Source organism: Brevibacterium sp. GP-SGM9 (assembly GCF_047300845.1).
Classification (GTDB): Bacteria; Actinomycetota; Actinomycetes; order Actinomycetales; family Brevibacteriaceae; genus Brevibacterium.
Window position 1 is genome coordinate 2,265,908 of sequence record NZ_CP178563.1, and the last position, 16,806, is coordinate 2,282,713.

Sequence of the window (16,806 nt, forward strand, 5' to 3'; positions counted from 1 at the left end):
TATTGCGGCGCTGGAGCCGCCGTTCCTAGCCCTTCAGCCGGGTCATCTCCGGATCGAAGAGGGGTTCGGCGGTGACGGTTGCCGGCAGGCGACGTCCCAGATACTCGATCTCGACCGAGTCACCGACGGACAGGGTGTTCGGCAGCCAGGCGTAGGCGATGGACTTCCCGATCGAGTATCCATAGGCCGCCGAGGTGACATAGCCGTCGGCCTTGCCCGTTCCGTCACCGACGCCGCCAGCTCCTCCCGCCGAGGCGACCCCGGGCTCAGTTCCGGCCCCGCCAGCGACCACGTACACCGGTTCCTTGCCGAGGACGACGTCCGAGGGCACGTCCAAGGTCAGACAGGTCAGTTTCTTCGTAGCCGCGGCCGCGCGGTCGGCCAACGCGGCCTTGCCGATGAAGTCATCGGTCTTCGAGGCCTTGACCGCGAATCCCAGCCCGGCTTGGACGGGCTCGTGTTCGCTGGTCATGTCCGTGCCGAAGGACCGGAACCCCTTCTCCAAGCGCATCGAGTTGAACGCCTCACGGCCGCCGGCGATGATGCCGAATTCCTGCCCAGCCTCCCACAGCACATCCCAGAGCCTGGAGCCGAGATCCGCCGAGGTGTAGATCTCCCACCCGAGCTCACCGACGTAGGACAGGCGCATCGCCGTGACCGGCACGCCCCCGAGGACCGCGGGCTTCGTGCGGAAGTACTTGAGTCCCTCGTCGCTGAAGTCCTCCTCGGTGACCTTGGAGATGACGTCCCTGGCCAGCGGTCCCCACAGGCCGATGCAGCACGTGCCCGGCGTCGTCTCCCGCACGGTCACCCACTTCGAGGGGTCAGCGGCCGATTGGTGCTTCGCCGCCCGGGAGATCACCGCGAAGTCGATGTTCGAGTTCGCACCCACCTGGTAGGTCTCCTCGTCGAGGATCGCCACCGTGATATCGCTGGTGATGCCGCCGGCCTCATCGAGCAGCAGCGTGTAGCTCACGGCCCCGGGCTTGCGCAGCATCGACGAAGTCGTCATCCCGTGCAGCAGCACCCCGGCGCCGGGGCCGGTGACCTCGAAGCGTTTGAGCTGGGTCATGTCGAACATCGCCACCGAGGTGCGGGTCTTCCAGGCCTCGGCCGCGGCGATCGGCGAATGGAACAGATCCGCCCAGGCGTCCCGCTCGGGTGCCGCCCATTCGGGAGGCATCGCCTCGAGCAGCGCGGCATTCGCTTCGAACCAGTGGGGGCGTTCCCACCCGGAGGTCTCGAGGAAGAAGGCCCCCAGCTCCTCCTGCTGCCGGCGGAAGGGACTCGAGCGCACATCACGCGGTGACACGCGTGGCTGCAGCGGGTGGATGACGTCGTAGATTTCGACGAAGTTCTGCTGTGAAGTCTCGCTGACATATTCCGGGGTCGTCTGCACGTCCTCGAACCGGTTGAGATCGACCCCGGACAGATCGGTCTCGGAACGACCGTGGGCGATGAGCTCAGCCACCGCGCGAGCGATGCCCGCACCATGGGTGACCCACACCGCCTCGGCGACGAAGAATCCGTCGACCTGCCGCGACTGACCGACCAGGGACCCGCCGTCGGGGGTGAAGGAGAAGATGCCGTTGAAGCCGCGCTGGATCTGCGTCTGCGCGAGTTCGGGCAGCAGCTTCTTCGTCGCCTCCCACTCGGGTGCGAAGTCATCCGGAGTGAAGTCGAGGCTCGAGGGCATCCGTTCGCTCGTGATCTCCTCCGGCGAGTAGCTGCGCAGGGTGTCGAGATCGACGGGCATGGGCCGGTGGGCGTAGGAGCCGATGCCGATCCGCTCGCCCCATTCGCGGTAGTACAGGTCTTTGTCCTGGTAACGCAGGATCGGCGCCTGCGCACCGGCCGGCTTCTCGTTCTTGCCCACCAGAGAGGGCACCTCGGTCGTCCACGCGAACTGGTGGCCCAAGGGCAGCAGCGGGATCGAGGTGCCGACCATCTCACCGATCTTCGGACCCCAGAAACCGGCGCAGGAGACGACGATGTCCGCGGGGATCCGATCTTCACCCGCCATGACCGCGGTGACCTTGCCCCCTGCGGTCTCGATGTCGGTGACGACCGTCCGGTCGCGGAACTCGACTCCGGCGGCCCGTGCCCGTTCGATGACGAGCTGGGTCCCTTTGGCTGCCAGCGCCAAGCCGTCGCCGGGAGTCAGCAGACCGCCGAGGACCATGTCGCGGTCGAGCATGGGAAACAGGCGCAGACACTCATCGGCATCGACCACCTCGGCGTCGACGCCGTAGGACCGGTTCCAACCGGCCCGGCGATGCAGGTCCTGCAGACGGTCCTCCTGGGTCGCGATCTCAAGCCCGCCGACGGGCAGGAAGGAACCGCGCCCATCGGCGCCCTTGAGCGAGGTCAGCTTCTCGATCGTGTACTGCGCGAACTCGGTCATCGACTTCGAGCCGTTCGAGGAGAACACGAGGCCGGGAGCATGCGAGGTCGACCCGCCGGGGATGTCCAGCGGACCCTGTTCGATGACGAGGGTGTTCGTCCAGCCCAGTTGGGCGAGTTCGTCGGCGAGGTTGGCTCCGACGATGCCGGCTCCGATGATGACGACGCGTGGTGAGGGATTCGGCACGGGTACTCCTTTGTCGGTAGTGCTTCGGTGGTGCTGGTTCTGCTTCGGTGGTGCTGATTCGTGTTCGCTTCGCCCGGGGCCGAGCTGCGAACGCTCGCGGCGAGAAGCCTCAGGCATCGATGACGAGGTCCGATTTCGCAGTCGAGCAGCAGGGAAGAAACTTCCCCGCGTCGATCTCCCGAGCCCGGATGCCGCCCTGATGGTTCATGTCGACGTCTCCTTCGAGCTTGACGACTTTGCAGGAGCCGCACATGCCTTCCTGACAGTTCGCGGGAATCTTCACCCCGGCCTTCCGCGCGGCCTGGAGGACCGTATCGTCCTCCCCGACGCGGACGTTGAGTCCGCTGCGCACGAATGACAGTGTGTGCTCGCCCTCGCCCACTGTAGGCAGAGCGGCGGGATCGACGACGGCGGCTTCGTCATCTGCCGTCGACGCCGGCGCCGAGGCTGTCGCGGCGTCGGTCTCACTGTCGGCTTCGACATCCGTGAATCCCATGACCTCGATCTCGACCTCGTCGTCGACGGGCACGACCGCCTCGGCGTCCACCGCCTCAACCGGCGCACCGACCGCCTCGACGGGGCCGTCGGCATCGTACTCGGGTTCGTACATGTCCAGCGCGGCGGGCTGGGACTCGTAGTACTCCTCGGTCGACGCCGCGATCTCCTCGGCGATCTCACCGGCGATGGCGACCTCTTCGGCGTATTCGGCGCGGATCTGCCTGTCGCCGGAGAAGAACTCCATGAAGATCGACGTGTCGTCGACGCCGAGGGACCGCAGGTAGTCGGTCGCAGCATTGAGGTAGCCCTCGGGACCGCACGCGAAGACCTGACGGCCGTTGGCATCGGGGACGAGTTCGTCGATGAGCTCAGCCGACAGCCGCCCCGTCCGACCTGCCCACCCCGAGTCCGCTGACTGCTCCCGATCGCCGAGGCAGTAGATGACCTTGATCCGGAAGTCCGCCTTCGCGAGGAAGTCCAGCTCCTCGGCGAAGGCGAACCGATCGGGTGCCGAGCCGTGATAGAGGAGGACCACATCGGCCTGGCCGGGCAGGGAATGAACGGTGCGGATCATCGACATCATCGGGGTGATCCCGGCACCGGCCGCCAGGAGGAGGAAGCGCGCCCGCCGATCGTAGTCGGCCAGGTGGAAGGCACCGACGGGACCGAGCATGTCGAGTACCGTGCCCGGCCGGATGTTCTCATGAGCCCACGGGGACACCCGGCCCTTCGGGTCGCGCTTGATGGTGATCGAGAACGTCCACGGTTCGGTCGGGGCGCTCGAGATCGAATAGCTGCGCGACACCGGCTCCGCGTCGGGACCGTCGATGGGGAAGTCGATGTTGATGTACTGCCCGGACCGGAAGGCCAACGGAGCCCCGTCCATCCGGCGGAAGACGAAGACCATCATGCCCCCGGCTTCGGGGATCGTCTCCACGCATTCCGCCGAGAACTCCTGCGGATGCCAGGGCCCCAGGGCTGTGGCCGCACCCGCAGGACCGGCGGTGCTGGACAGGACTCGATTCCACGGCATCTCCAGACCCCGGACCCGCTGCGCGAGCGGAACCAGGGGGTCAGCGGAATCCTTCATCCCACATGCTCCCGCATCCGCTGCACGTACCAGCTGATGAAGGCCTCGACCTGATATTCGCTCTTCATGTACGGGCCCTGCTCATAGAACGGGCTCGCAGCCCCCTGCTGGCACAGCTCGACGAATGCCTTGTCCTGGAGGTTCGTCTGCTTCCACGTGTGGGTGAGGGTGTCGAGGTCGTAGTCGACGCCTTCGACCGCATCGTCGGCGACGAGCCAGGTGGTCCGCACAAGGGTCTGGTGCGCGTTGATCGGGAACGCTCCGAAGGTGATGACATGATCGCCGAGGAGGTGGAACCAGGAGTTTGGCTGCAGGTGCATCGAGCACCGGCCGAGGCGGAAGTCGGGCAGGTCGCCGAGGAGCTTCTTCGACAGCCGACGGCCGTCGGCCGAGAAGGACTCGCCCTCTCCGTCCAGGGATTCCCGGGAGATGCGGATGCCGGCGATGCGGGTGTCGAGCTCCTCGACCACTTCGTAGGGCAGACCGTAGCGGCGGCACCGGTACTCCAACGCGGCCTGTGCCTGCTGGTTGCGGTCCCACACGTCCTCGAGGTGCGGCGGGATGGTCTCATCGGTCAGACCCCAGGTCGGAAACAGCGAGCACGCGAGCTCCGGATGGCCGTCGCAGTGGTAGCACTCGCGGTTGTTCTCCATCACGAGCTTCCAGTTGCCGTCCTCGATGATGTTCTGCTGGTAGGCGACCTTGGTCTTCTCCAGCTCATGAGGCGCGACGTAGGGTTCGAAGATCTTCGCCGTCTCGTCGAAGTCGGCGGGCGGCTCGTCAGCCAGGCAGAGGAAGACGAGCCCGGCCACGATCTTGCCGTGGGCGCGCTTGAGCGCATAGCAGGACTTGTCGAAGGTCATCTCACCCGGCGCCGAAGCGTGGATGAGGTCGCCGTCGGGCGAATAGGTCCACGAGTGGTATCCGCAGACGAGGTTGCCCGTGGTACCGCTGGTCTCCGTGAGCACTCTGGCCCCGCGGTGGCGGCAGACGTTGTGGAGGATGTTGACCCCGCCGTCGTCGTTGCGCAGCACGACAAGGGAGTACGGACCGTAGTCGAGGGTGATGTAGTCACCGGGTTCGGGGACCTCGGCGACGCTGCAGGCGAACACCCAGTGCTGGCCGAAGATCCCCTGCATATCGAGGTTGAAGATGTCCGGGCCGGTATAGAACGGCGCCTCGAGCGAGAAGCCGGCTCGACGGGTGTCGAGACGGACTCGGATCTCATCGAGCTTGTCCTCGCTGAAACCTGCGGGGAAGCCCTTCTTCGTCGGTGCCAGATTCGTAGCGGTCAACTCTCATCTCCCTTGATGTCATCCGGTCGTGGTCTCTCGGCAGTGCGGCCGCCGATTCGACCACCGCGGTCGAATTCGGTGAGCTCGATCACGGATGACACATTAGCGAGCTTCACTTTGCAGGAAAAGCGCGAGATCCTGTTCATCACCATGCGGATTCACTGCATAATTGTGATCATGATCGATCCGCGCCTGACGACCCTGCGCACATTCGCCGAATGCGGCACCATCGCCGCCACTGCCGAACTCACCGGGTACTCCCCCTCGGCGGTGTCCGGACAGCTCCGCGACCTCCAGCACTCCCTGGGGATGACGCTCTTGGTCAAGGACGGACGCAGTCTGCAGCTGACCTCGACCGGCCGCTATCTGGTGCGTCGCTCCGATGCCCTCACCGCAACGTGGGAGGACATCCGCGCCGGGGCGCTGAGCGCCGGGGACCAGACCCCGAAGCACTTCGGCATCGGCGGCTTCTCCACCGCCTCGTCGAATCTCCTTGCGCCGCTCGCTGCGAAGCTGCGCAGCAGCCGCCCGGAGGTCACCGTCCATGTGGTCGAGGCGAGTCCGACCCGCTGCTTCGAACTCCTCGTCGCCGAGCGCATCGACCTGGCGGTCATCGTCTCGATGCAGGGTCACGTCCAGGTCGAAGAGGATACGCGCTTCGAGAGCGTCGACCTCCTCGACGACCCCCTTGACGTCATGGTCCCCTCGGACCATCCGGTCGCACGGCGGGAGTCGGTGACTCTGAGCGAGCTCGCCGGAGAGGAGTGGATCACGGCCGGGCCGGGATCGCCCTACCACTCCCTGTTCGTCGCAGCGTTCACGGCGGCGGGGGTGACGCCGACGGTGGCGCACGAGTCGGCGGAATGGGAGACCTCGGCCGCGCTCGTCGGCGCGGGCATCGGGGTCAGCCTGCTGCCGAGGCTCGCCAGCCTCGCCGGCGAGGACAACGTCAGCCGCGTTCGCCTGATGGGATCCGGTCGGCTGAGCCGAAAGATCATCGCGGCCATGCGTGCCGGCAGCCGACGGTCGCCGCTGATCCGGGAATCACTGACCCATCTGCGGACGACCTCGAAGCACATCCTGTCCACGCGGCTGCGCGAGGATGCCTGATCGGGCCCGCCGTCACCAGTCAGAACATACCCGCGCAACGATTCCGCTCTGATGCTTGACAGAGTTCGTCAATCACGGCGAGACTTCAGTTACATATGATCGACAACTAATATTTCAGCAAGCGTGTCTGCATATGGAACGGAATCGAAGGCCCGGAACCGGATGTCCTCCCGGCCATCCGCACACCATCACATGGGAGACTCAACGATGAGCAACAAGGCAATCAGCTATGCAGGTCCCGGCAAGGTCGAGGTCATCGACATCGACTACCCGGAGTTCGTCCTCAAGGACGGCCCCGGGGTGAACCCGGCCAACGTCGGCCGCAAGGTCGACCACGGCGTCATCCTCAAGACCGTGGCCACGAACATCTGCGGCTCCGACCAGCACATGGTCCGCGGCCGCACCACCGCACCCGAAGGCCTGGTCCTCGGACACGAGATCACCGGCGAGGTCGTCGAAGTCGGCCGTGACGTCGAATTCACCAAGATCGGCGACCTCGTCTCCGTGCCGTTCAACATCTCCTGCGGGCGCTGCCGCAACTGCAAGGAGCGCCAGACCGGGATCTGCCTCAACGTCAACCCGGATCGCCCGGGCTCGGCCTACGGCTACGTCGACATGGGCGGCTGGGTCGGAGGACAGGCCGAGTACGTGCTCGTGCCCTACGCGGACTGGAACGTGCTGAAGTTCCCGGACAAGGATCAGGCGATGGAGAAGATCCTCGACCTGACCATGCTCTCTGACATCTTCCCGACCGGCTTCCACGGGGCCATCGGCGCAGGAGTCACGGTGGGGTCGACGGTCTATGTGGCCGGTGCCGGTCCCGTCGGAATCGCGGCGGCCACCTCGGCGCAGCTGCTCGGTGCGGCCGTCGTCATCGTCGGCGATCTCAACGAGGACCGCCTCGCGCAGGCGCGCGCCTTCGGCTGCGAGACGGTGGATGTGTCCAAGGGCGATCCGAAGGATCAGATCGAGCAGATCCTCGGCGTCCCCGAGGTCGACTGCGGCATCGACGCCGTCGGGTTCGAGGCCCGCGGTCACGGCAAGGACGCCAGCCACGAGGCTCCGGCGACCGTGCTCAACTCGCTCATGGACATCACTCGAGCCGGCGGCAGCCTCGGCATCCCCGGACTCTACGTCACCGGCGATCCGGGAGCTCCTGACGAGGCGGCCAAGGAGGGTTCGCTGTCGATGCGCTTCGGCCTCGGCTTCGCGAAGTCCCACGTCTTCGTCACCGGTCAGTGCCCGGTGATGAAGTACCACCGCGGGCTCATGCAGGCGATCCTCCACGACAAGGTCTCGATCGCGAAGAACGTCAATGCCACGCCGATCCGACTCGACGATGCCCCACAGGGCTACGCCGACTTCGACTCGGGAGTCGCGAAGAAGTTCGTCCTCGACCCCCACGGGCTGATCAGCGCCTGATTTCGGCCTGAGGACCGACGGCTCGTCACCGACACACCGGTGGAGCGTCGAGACTAGGGTGTGCACACCCGCGTCTGGACGCTCCACCGGTGTTTCAGCACAGGACACCGAGGTGGCGCCAGCCATTGGCCCGCGGCAGTGTCATCCGCCAACCCGCCGGCCCGCCAAGCGCAGTCTTGCATGGCAATGACCTCGCGCGGCCACTTCACACACCCGCGCACAATCCCCAGCACGAAGGTGCCAAACATTCCGGGATGCAACGAAGTCACCCACTCAGCCACAGTGGCACCAGCAGCCAATTGACCGCCTGATGCATGCAACATACGATCGGAGCTATGAACACTCCCCCAGTCGGACCGCCCGCCACGCTCCTCGAACGCATCCGGACGAAGATCACCAGCGGCGAGCTCGAACCCGGGAACCCGCTCTCGGAAGTCTCTCTGGCTCAGGAGTTCGACGTCAGCCGGACACCGATCCGGGAAGTCCTCAAACAGCTCCAACTCGAGGGGCTCATCGAGATCCGCCCGAAGGTGGGCACCTTCATCCGCGAACCGACCAGGCGCGAGATCGTCGAGCTCTTCCAGCTCAAGGAGGTCCTCGAGGGACTGGCCGCCGCACTCATGGCCAGACGCGGCTCATGCCCCGAACTCGACCAGCTCGAGGCGATCGTCTCCGCCTCGGAGGTCTCCTCGAATGCCGGGGACACCGACACCTACGCCGCGCAGGTCCAGGACTTCCACCAGACTCTGGTCAACGGAGCCGACAACACCAAGCTCGTCGAACAATACGAGCGCCTGATGAACCAGCTCGCCTATTTCCGGCTCGTGCGCAGGACGCTCGAGCACCCCGGGCGTGCCGTGACGTCGAGCGCCGAGCACCGCCACATCCTCACCGTGATCAAGGACAAAGACCCCTTCGAAGCCGAAACGGCGATGCGCGCCCACGTGTTCGCGTCGACCCAGGAACTCCTCGTCCCCCGCACCCGCACAACCCTCTCGCTCGAGCGCGAGGAGCCTGCGGATGACGGGGGACACGAAGACTGAGCACCCTTGAGCACCTCTGGGCACCGCTGAGCGCCCTCAGCTGAACTGCGGAACCACCTCGGCGATGAACAGCTCGAGCGAGGCCTTCTTCTCCTCGAAGCTCAGCGCATTGTCCGACCAGAAGCTGTACTCGTCGTAGCCGAGCTCTTCGTAGTGACGGATCCGCTCGGTCACCTCGGCGGGGGTGCCGATCATCGCAGACTTGTGCAGGGCCTCGAGCTCGAACTCGGGACGGTCGGCGAACTTCTCCTCCGGTGTGGGGTCGAGGAAGCCGTCGACGGGATCCTTCTTCCCGAAGGCCCAGGATGAGAACGTCCGGTAGTACTTGTTCACCCCGGCCGCGCCGACCTTCCAGCCCTCCGAATCCTCCGGCGAGTGCAGGTAGGTGTGGCGCAGCACCATGATCTCGGGGCGCTTCTCGATCTCTGGGTGGGCCGCGACTGCGGTGTTGAACTTGTTCATCAGGTCCTCGACCTCACGGTCGTCCTTCATCAGCGGGGTGACCTGGACATTGCAGCCGTTGGCGACGGCGAAGTCATGGGTCTCGGGACTGCGTGCGGCCAACCAGATCGGCGGCGTCGGGGTCTGCACCGGCTTCGGCACGGCCGTCGAGACCGGGAACTGCCAGTGCTTGCCCTCATGGGCATAGTCACCCTGGAGGAGCTTCTGCATGGCCGGGACGAGTTCGCGCAGCTGCTCCCCGCCGTCGGCGGCGGGCATTCCGCCTGCCAGCCGGTCGAACTCGAACTGATAGGCGCCGCGGGCGATGCCCACCTCGGCGCGGCCGCCGCTGATGACGTCGAGCAGGGCGACCTCTCCGGCCGCCCGCACGGGATGCCAGAACGGGGCGATGATGGTTCCCGAGCCCAGCCGGATCGTCGAGGTCTGGGAAGCCAGGTAGGCCAGCTGCGGCATCGGGCTCGGTGAGGAGACGTACTCCATCGAGTGGTGTTCGCCGATCCAGACGGTGCCGAAGCCGCCGGCCTCGGCGATCTTGACGAGTTCGACGAGATTCTGCCAATGCTGTTCGTGACTGATCGAATCGTCCCAGCGTTCCATGTGCAGGAAGAGTGAAAAGCGCATAATGTACTCCTTTGATCTCAAGCTTTCGTGGTGCTCCGAGCGCGTGCGCTCGGTTATCTCAGTTGGTGTCTTCGCGTTCGGTGATCGTCGTGTTCGTCCGGGACCAGAGGTCCTTCTCGACCTCACGGACGATGACGGTGATGTTCTCGTCGGCGGCTCCGGTCGTCGCCGCTGCCGCCTCGTGGACGCCTTTCATCAGCGCCCGCAGCTGTTCGGGAGTCCGTCCCCGCGCGATCGAGATGTCGATGAGCGGCATGGAATCAGCGCCCCAGCACGAAGGGGTCGGCGACCGGACCTTCGTCGGTGTTGATCCACACGCTCTTGAGCCGCGTGTATTCGTGCATCGATTCGAGTCCGTGTTCGATGCCCACACCCGAGTTCTTGAAGCCCTGCCGTGGGGACATCGGCGACATCGCCCGGTACATGTTGATCCACACGGTGCCGGCGTCAAGGCACTGGGACATCCGCATTCCGCGGGCCAGATTCTGCGTCCACACTCCGGCGGCCAGCCCGTATTCGGTGTCGTTGGCCAGGCCGAGGACCTCATCCTCGGTATCGAAGGGCATGATCGCCGCGACAGGCCCGAAGATCTCCTCCTGGCAGATCTGCATGTCGTTCGTCGTCTCCGTGAGCACGGTCGGTTCGAAGAAGTACCCCGGCAGGCCGACCTCGGGTCGCCGACCTCCGAAGGCGATCCGTCCTCCTTCGCCCTCGCCGAGGCGGACGTATTCCTCTACCTTGTCCGCTGAGAGGCGAAGGCGAGCGGTCCGAGCTCGGTGTCCTCGGCCATCGGATCGCCGATGACGATCGAGGCCGCCCGTGCCGTGACTTTCTCGAGGAGTTCCTCGTAGGCACCACGCTGGACGAAGACCCGGGACCCGGCGATGCAGGTCTGCCCGGCCGCCGCGAAGATGCCGGCGATGACACCCATCGCCGCATTGTCCACGTTCGCGTCGTCGAAGACGATGTTCGGGGACTTGCCTCCCAGCTCGAGCGTCGAGCCGATGAAGCGACCGGCCGCGGACCGGGCGATGGCCGATCCGGTCTGCGTCGAACCGGTGAAGGAGATCTTCGCGAGCTGCGGCGCATCGACGAGTGCCTGCCCCGCCTCGGCGCCGAGGCCGGTGACGACGTTGACCGCACCGGCGGGGAATCCGGCTTCATAGGCGAGTTCGGCCAGGCGCAGGATCGTCCGCGAGGTGTATTCGCTGGGTTTGACGACCGTGGTGTTGCCGGCGGCCAGGGCCGGGGCGAGCTTCGAGATCGTCAGCGTCATCGGGGAGTTCCACGGGGTGATGAGACCGACCACGCCAAGGGGCTCACGTTGGGTGAAGTTGATGACCTCGGGCGAGTTCGTGGGGATCTGGGACCCCTGGACCTTGTCGGACAGGCCGGCGTAGTAGTAGAGGTATTCGGGCAGTCCCTTGAGCTGTCCGTTCATCTCGCGCAGCAGCTTGCCGTTGTCTTCGCTCTCGAATCGGGCGAGCTCCGCGGCGTTCTCCCCGATGAGGTCGCCGAACCGACGCAGCAGGTGTCCGCGCTGCGTCGGGGTGGTGCGCTGCCAGGCCGAGGACTCGAAGGTCGACTGCGCCGCTTCGACGGCCCTGGCCACATCGGCTGCGGTGCCGCGAGCGAAGGTGTAGAGGGTCTCGAGGGTGGCGGGGTTCGTGCTCTCGAGGTAGTCCCCGTCGGCGGGGGCATGATGGCCTCCCGCGATGAAATGGTCGAGTCGCACAGTCATCGTCGACTCCCTTCTGTGGTGTGGAACAGTTCTGTGAGGTGCTCGGCGAGCGCCTCGGGGTGCGTCATGGGCAGCATGTGTCGGGCTTCGGGGACGATGACGACCCGGCAGTCGGGGATCCGCTCGGCCAGGCGTCGGCTCATCTCCGGCGTCGAGCCCGGATCGCGCTGACCTGTGATCGCCAGGGTGGGGGCTTCGATTGAGCCCAGCTCCGGTTCGAGCTCACGGTCCCCGGTGGCGAAGACGGCATAGGCATGGCGGTAGGAGTCCCGGTCGTTGGCCGCGAGGACCTTCCGGGTCTCGTCCCGCAGTTCGGCGGTCTCCGTGCCGTCCGGGAACCAGCGATCGAGCGCCCGGTCCATGCTGCCGGTGAAATCGTTGGCCGCTCCCTCGAGGCGTTGGCCGACCGCCGCCGCTTCGTCCGGGGTGCGGGCGCACACGGAGCTCACGCAGGTCAGCGTCCGCACCCGTGCGGGGCTGGTGATCGCAATGTGCTCGGCGATCAGCGATCCCAGGGAGAACCCGACGAGGTGGACGGGTCCGGCCGGAATCCTCGAGAGCACGTCCGCAGCCATCTCCGTGAGGCTCGTCGGTGCCTTCAACGCCGGCTGGCATCCGTGGCCGGGCAGGTCGATCGCCGAGGTGGGCCCGGCCAACCGTGCTTCGAGGCGCGTCCAGACGGTGCGGTCGAGCCCCACCCCGTGGAGCAGCACGACGGGGACGTCTTCGTCATCCGACATGTCTGCCTCGCTCCTACTTGTCTGCGGTCAGCGGGGCCAGGCGCTGCTGCGGTCGGCCACCGGTCGAACCTGCCAGCGCGATGAGGATCTCATCGGCATGAGGCGCGTCGGCGACCCGCCATTCGAAGGTCTGGTGGTGCGAGCGGATCGTGGCATCGGTGAAGTGCTTGAGCGGGATGTCGAAGACCGCTCCAGCCTCGCCGCGCTTCTCGACGGCGGGCAGCAGGGTGGAGGCCTGCGCGGCGTCGCGGAAGTGGTTGCCGAATTTGAGAGTGTGGATGAGAGCCGAACCGTGCTCGATCTCCCCGTCGAGACCGACGATCGCGGCCTTGCCGTAGGCTTCGAGGCTGCCGCCGAGCGCGGTCATCACGCGCGGGGCGAGCTCGGCGCCGAGGGCGCTGGCGGTCGCTTCGATGCCGGGGCCGAGGTCGTCGACGAAGCCCTGGCCGTGCCACGGGTTCTCGATGACGGCCGCGACCGCGGCGATGGTGATGACGGGGTCGGTCTTCCGGCCGCCTTCGGCGAGGACCTCTTCGACGACGGTGGTGAGTTTGCGGATCTTCATTTGACGAGTCCTTTCAGGATTTCGGTGGTGACTGTTCCGTCGGTTCTGCGGTCGCCGATGCGGGCGAACGGCCTGGGACCTGTCGCTGCGGCGGCGATGACGCAGATCTCGTCGGCACGCGGTGAGTCCGAGAGATGGACGTCGATTGTCTGGTAGTGGTCGCGCGAGGTGGCATGGGTCTTGTGCCACATCGGCACGCGGATGGACGTCGACGGACCCGAGCGGCCGTCGGCGAAGCAGATGACCGATGTGCCCTCGAGCATTTCGCGCACGATATTGCCGAAGTACGGAGTATGGATGAGCGCCCCGGCGTGCTCGATCTCGCCGCCGACTCCGACGACGGCGCCCTTGCCGAAGGCTTCGACGTTCTCGGCCGACCCCAGGGCCGAGAGCAGCCGGTCGGTGAGCACCTTGGCCAGCACCGGAGCGATCATCTCGGTCGCCGGTCCCAGGTCGCTGTACGGGTCGACGTCACTGTGCGAGCCGGCATCATTGTGCGGGTCGACGTCGCTGTGCTGGTCGATGTCGATCCACGGGTTTCGCAGGACGGCGACGGCTGCCGCCTGCTGAAGCGGTCGGCTCAGGGCAACGTCCGCCTCGGCGAGGATCTCCTCCCGGTGGGTCGTGATGGTGCGGACGCCGAGTCGCTGCGCCAGCTCTTCGAAGTCGGCGGGAAGTTCGTCGCACTCGCCGAGGTGGTCGATGCGGTGCTGCTGCCCGTCTGCGGTGGTCATGCTCATCGTGTCAAAACTCCAGTCTGTTGCATACAAGGAATCTACTTGCATGCAAAGATGAAAGTCAATAGTCCGGATAATCGCCGATAAATCACGTCATTGCGGGACTATTGACTAATGCATCACAGTGATCCTACGATCTCTAGTATGCAACAGAGCACAGAAGCACGTCCTTACGACGACGTGAAGACGACCATCACCGAAACCTGGCGCGAAGCATGGGACACCGGCACCACCGATGCCCTCGATTCCCTCTTCGCCCACGACTATGTGCGCGTATCCGCGAACTCCGGCAAGGAGAGAAGCGCCGCGGAGACCAAGACCGAGATCAGCGATATCCGCGCGGCCTTCCCCGATCTCACCACCACGGTCGACCGGATCCTCATCGAAGGCGACCAGGGCGCGATCTACTGGCACTCGACGGGAACATTCACCCAACCGCTCAACGACGTTCCGCCCACCGGCCAGTCAGTGACGACCCACGGCTCCAACCTCATCACCATCACTGACGGGCGCATCAGCCGCGAAGAGGTGACCTGGGACGCCCACGAGCTGCTCGCCGACCTGGGCCTGAAGTCTCTGTCCTCGGCATTCGAGTCCTATCCCGAGGATGTGGTCACCGACGATCTCTCCGGCGAACCTTCCGCAGAGTCCCTCAAGGCCTTCAACCGTCAGTTCATCACCGGTGTCACGGTGGTGACCACGACGGACGAGGACGGGAAGCCGCGTGGGCTGGCGGTGAACTCCTACAATTCGATCTCGCTCGATCCCCCGCTCGTCCTCGTGTGCGTGCAGAAGACCTCCTCGACCTATCCCGCGCTCTTCCGCTCGACCCACATGGGCATCAACATCATGAGCCGCAATCAGAGGCAGACCATCGGCACCTTCGCCTCGAAGGCGGCGGACAAGTTCGCCGAACTCGACTGGCACAGCGGCGCCCACGGTTCACCGCTCATCGATGACTCCGCGGCCTCGATCGAGGTCGAGATCAAGGAGCGGTTCCAAGCGCTGACACACACCGTGTTCATCGGTCGGGTGCGCAGCGCAGATGCCTCGGAGGACGAACCGATGATCTACAAGGCCGGAAAGTTCTTCGACAGCCAGGACCTCACCGCATTGTGACGTCGAGGCTCCGCGAACGACCGTGTTCGCGGAGCCTCGTTCGCCGTCATTTCCCAAGCCATAGCCGCGTGCTGAATAATTGCCGCCGATGAAGCTCGGTATTTCCTCCCGCGATCCCCCCTTTACTGCGTCACAGTGCACCCACCTACATTTGGAGACAACGATGTCGATGTCAGAAGACCTAGAGACAGAACCAAGCGCTGCCAAGCCTGACACAGGCGGTCGCTCCGTCCGTTCGATCGGAAGGGTCTTCCTCTGGTCGGTCGGGTTTGTGATTGCATTCGTCCTGTGGGCGGCATTGTCTCCTGGCAGCCTCGGCGCGATCATGACCTCTGCGATGGACTCCGTCGCTTCGGGGATCGGGTGGATCTATCTGGTCGTTCCTTTCGCGGCGATCGTCATGCTCGTGTGGTTCGCAGCGAGTCGGTTCGGTCGCATTCGACTGGGTTCAGAAGACTCTCGACCCGAATACAGCACCATCACGTGGCTGGCGATGATCCTGGCTGCAGTGATGGGAATCGGCCTCGTCAGCTATGGCGTCGCCGAACCGATGTCGCATTTCATGGTTCCGCCTCACGGCTTGGCAGAGCCCGAAACCATGGATGCTGCGATTCGCGCGATGCAGTTCTCCTATCTCGACTGGGGTTTCCAAGCCTGGGCAATCTTCGGCGTATTCGGTCTGGCCATCGGCTACTCGACTCATCGCAAGGGTCGGCCGGCCCTTGTCTCTGCGATGCTGCGTCCGGTGCTCGGCCGCTTCGTCGACGGCTGGGTGGGCAACTTCATCGACATCCTCACCATCATCGCCACTCTGTTCGGCACCACGACATCACTCGGACTCGGCGCCTCTCAGATCGGAGAAGGACTCAACACTGTCTTCGGCATCGATTCCACCATCGTCTTGCAGATCATCGTGATCGCAGTGCTGACACTGCTCTTCACCGGGTCAGCACTGACAGGAGTGAGCCGAGGAATCAAATACATCTCTCAGATCACCTTGACGATGGCGACGATCCTCGGATTGTTCGTCTTCATCACCGGGCCCAGCGGCTTCGTCTCCAATCTGTTCGTCCGCTCCATCGGGTCGTTCGCCGGAGACTTTCTGCAGCTGAGCTTCATGACCCCGTCCAGCGCTGAAGACAGCGAATGGATGCTTGGCTGGACCTACTTCATGATGGCGTGGTGGCTGTCATGGAGCGCCTTCGTCGGCATCTTCCTGGCCAAGATCTCCAAGGGCCGCACAATTCGCCAGTTCGTCGCCGGCGTCCTCCTCGTTCCCAGTGCCGTGTTCTTCCTGTGGTTCACCATCATGGGAGGTTCTGCGATCAAGCTCGACATGGACGGAGCTTCGATCGGTCAGGCCACTCAGGACAATCTGGACACGGCCTTCTTCAGCCTTCTCGGTCAGCTGCCGATGTCGTCGCTGTCCTCGATCTTCACAATCCTGATGGTCATTCTGTTCTTCGTCTCCTCCGCCGACTCAAACACCTTCGTCCTGAGTTCACTCTCATCGCGAGGATCATTCGAGCCGCGCCGACCAGTCATCGCCACCTGGGGAATCCTCACCGGTGCCAGCGCTGTCGTCCTGCTGCTGCTCGGGGGACTTCAGGCACTGCAGCAAGCGGCGATGCTTTCAGCCGTGCCGTTCACGGCAATCGTCATCGTTCTCGGAATCGCACTGATCAAAGAGCTGCGCACTGATCATCAGGTCGTCGACGAGATCACCCGCGAGCGACGCATCCTCGGACTCTGAACTCGGGCTGAAGGCCGGCA

The 16,806-nt window shown here is 65.0% G+C and carries 13 protein-coding genes and 1 pseudogene; 5 read left to right on the forward strand and 9 right to left on the reverse strand.

What is annotated here, in order from left to right:
* Positions 1-25: 25 nt before the first annotated feature.
* From ACH82I_RS10245 to ACH82I_RS10255, 3 genes are all read right to left on the reverse strand, one after another.
* A complete protein-coding gene (locus tag ACH82I_RS10245) occupies positions 26-2,590 on the reverse strand; it encodes a GcvT family protein (protein WP_413332358.1) in 2,565 nt (854 codons plus the stop codon).
* 109 nt (positions 2,591-2,699) lie between these two features.
* Positions 2,700-4,178, reverse strand: a complete 1,479-nt coding sequence (locus ACH82I_RS10250; protein WP_230745424.1) for a flavin reductase family protein — start codon at positions 4,176-4,178, stop codon at positions 2,700-2,702.
* Positions 4,175-5,401: an aromatic ring-hydroxylating oxygenase subunit alpha gene (locus ACH82I_RS10255; protein WP_413336754.1), complete on the reverse strand. Its 1,227-nt coding sequence runs from the start codon at positions 5,399-5,401 to the stop codon at positions 4,175-4,177. The genes ACH82I_RS10250 and ACH82I_RS10255 overlap by 4 nt, the downstream gene beginning before the upstream one ends.
* Before the next feature lie 249 nt (positions 5,402-5,650).
* Here ACH82I_RS10255 and ACH82I_RS10260 point away from each other — a divergent pair, with 249 nt between their 5' ends.
* The 3 genes from ACH82I_RS10260 to ACH82I_RS10270 all read left to right on the forward strand — a co-directional run bounded on the left by ACH82I_RS10260 (position 5,651) and on the right by ACH82I_RS10270 (position 9,048).
* Positions 5,651-6,583: a LysR family transcriptional regulator gene (locus tag ACH82I_RS10260; protein WP_413332360.1), complete on the forward strand. Its 933-nt coding sequence runs from the start codon at positions 5,651-5,653 to the stop codon at positions 6,581-6,583.
* 207 nt (positions 6,584-6,790) lie between these two features.
* Positions 6,791-8,005, forward strand: a complete 1,215-nt coding sequence (gene fdhA / locus ACH82I_RS10265; RefSeq protein WP_413332361.1) for a formaldehyde dehydrogenase, glutathione-independent — start codon at positions 6,791-6,793, stop codon at positions 8,003-8,005.
* Between the two features lie 335 nt (positions 8,006-8,340).
* Positions 8,341-9,048 (forward strand): GntR family transcriptional regulator, encoded by a 708-nt coding sequence (locus ACH82I_RS10270; RefSeq protein WP_230745427.1) that lies wholly within the window; start codon positions 8,341-8,343, stop codon positions 9,046-9,048.
* Positions 9,049-9,084: 36 nt separating this feature from the next.
* Here ACH82I_RS10270 and ACH82I_RS10275 read toward each other — a convergent pair whose 3' ends face one another.
* From ACH82I_RS10275 to ACH82I_RS10300, 6 genes and pseudogenes are all read right to left on the reverse strand, one after another.
* Positions 9,085-10,131: an LLM class flavin-dependent oxidoreductase gene (locus ACH82I_RS10275; protein ID WP_230745428.1), complete on the reverse strand. Its 1,047-nt coding sequence runs from the start codon at positions 10,129-10,131 to the stop codon at positions 9,085-9,087.
* A gap of 58 nt (positions 10,132-10,189) precedes the next feature.
* Positions 10,190-10,387, reverse strand: a complete 198-nt coding sequence (locus tag ACH82I_RS10280) for a 2-hydroxymuconate tautomerase (RefSeq protein WP_230745429.1) — start codon at positions 10,385-10,387, stop codon at positions 10,190-10,192.
* Between the two features lie 4 nt (positions 10,388-10,391).
* Positions 10,392-11,872, reverse strand: a pseudogene (locus tag ACH82I_RS10285) (aldehyde dehydrogenase).
* Entirely contained in the window at positions 11,869-12,612 is a 744-nt protein-coding gene (locus ACH82I_RS10290) for an alpha/beta fold hydrolase (protein WP_413332366.1), read from the reverse strand. The pseudogene ACH82I_RS10285 and the gene ACH82I_RS10290 overlap by 4 nt, the downstream one beginning before the upstream one ends.
* Positions 12,613-12,625: 13 nt before the next feature.
* Entirely contained in the window at positions 12,626-13,177 is a 552-nt protein-coding gene (locus ACH82I_RS10295; protein ID WP_230745434.1) for an amino acid synthesis family protein, read from the reverse strand.
* A complete protein-coding gene (locus ACH82I_RS10300) occupies positions 13,174-13,911 on the reverse strand; it encodes an amino acid synthesis family protein (RefSeq protein WP_413332368.1) in 738 nt (245 codons plus the stop codon). Before ACH82I_RS10300 ends, ACH82I_RS10295 begins: the two co-directional genes overlap by 4 nt.
* 147 nt (positions 13,912-14,058) lie before the next feature.
* On the opposite strand from ACH82I_RS10300, the gene ACH82I_RS10305 reads away from it, so the two are divergent.
* A complete protein-coding gene (locus ACH82I_RS10305) occupies positions 14,059-15,033 on the forward strand; it encodes a flavin reductase (RefSeq protein WP_413332370.1) in 975 nt (324 codons plus the stop codon).
* An 88-nt stretch (positions 15,034-15,121) separates the two neighbouring features.
* Complete coding sequence (locus ACH82I_RS10310; RefSeq protein WP_413332372.1) at positions 15,122-16,786, forward strand: BCCT family transporter; 1,665 nt, start codon at positions 15,122-15,124, stop codon at positions 16,784-16,786.
* Positions 16,787-16,806: the final 20 nt, after the last annotated feature.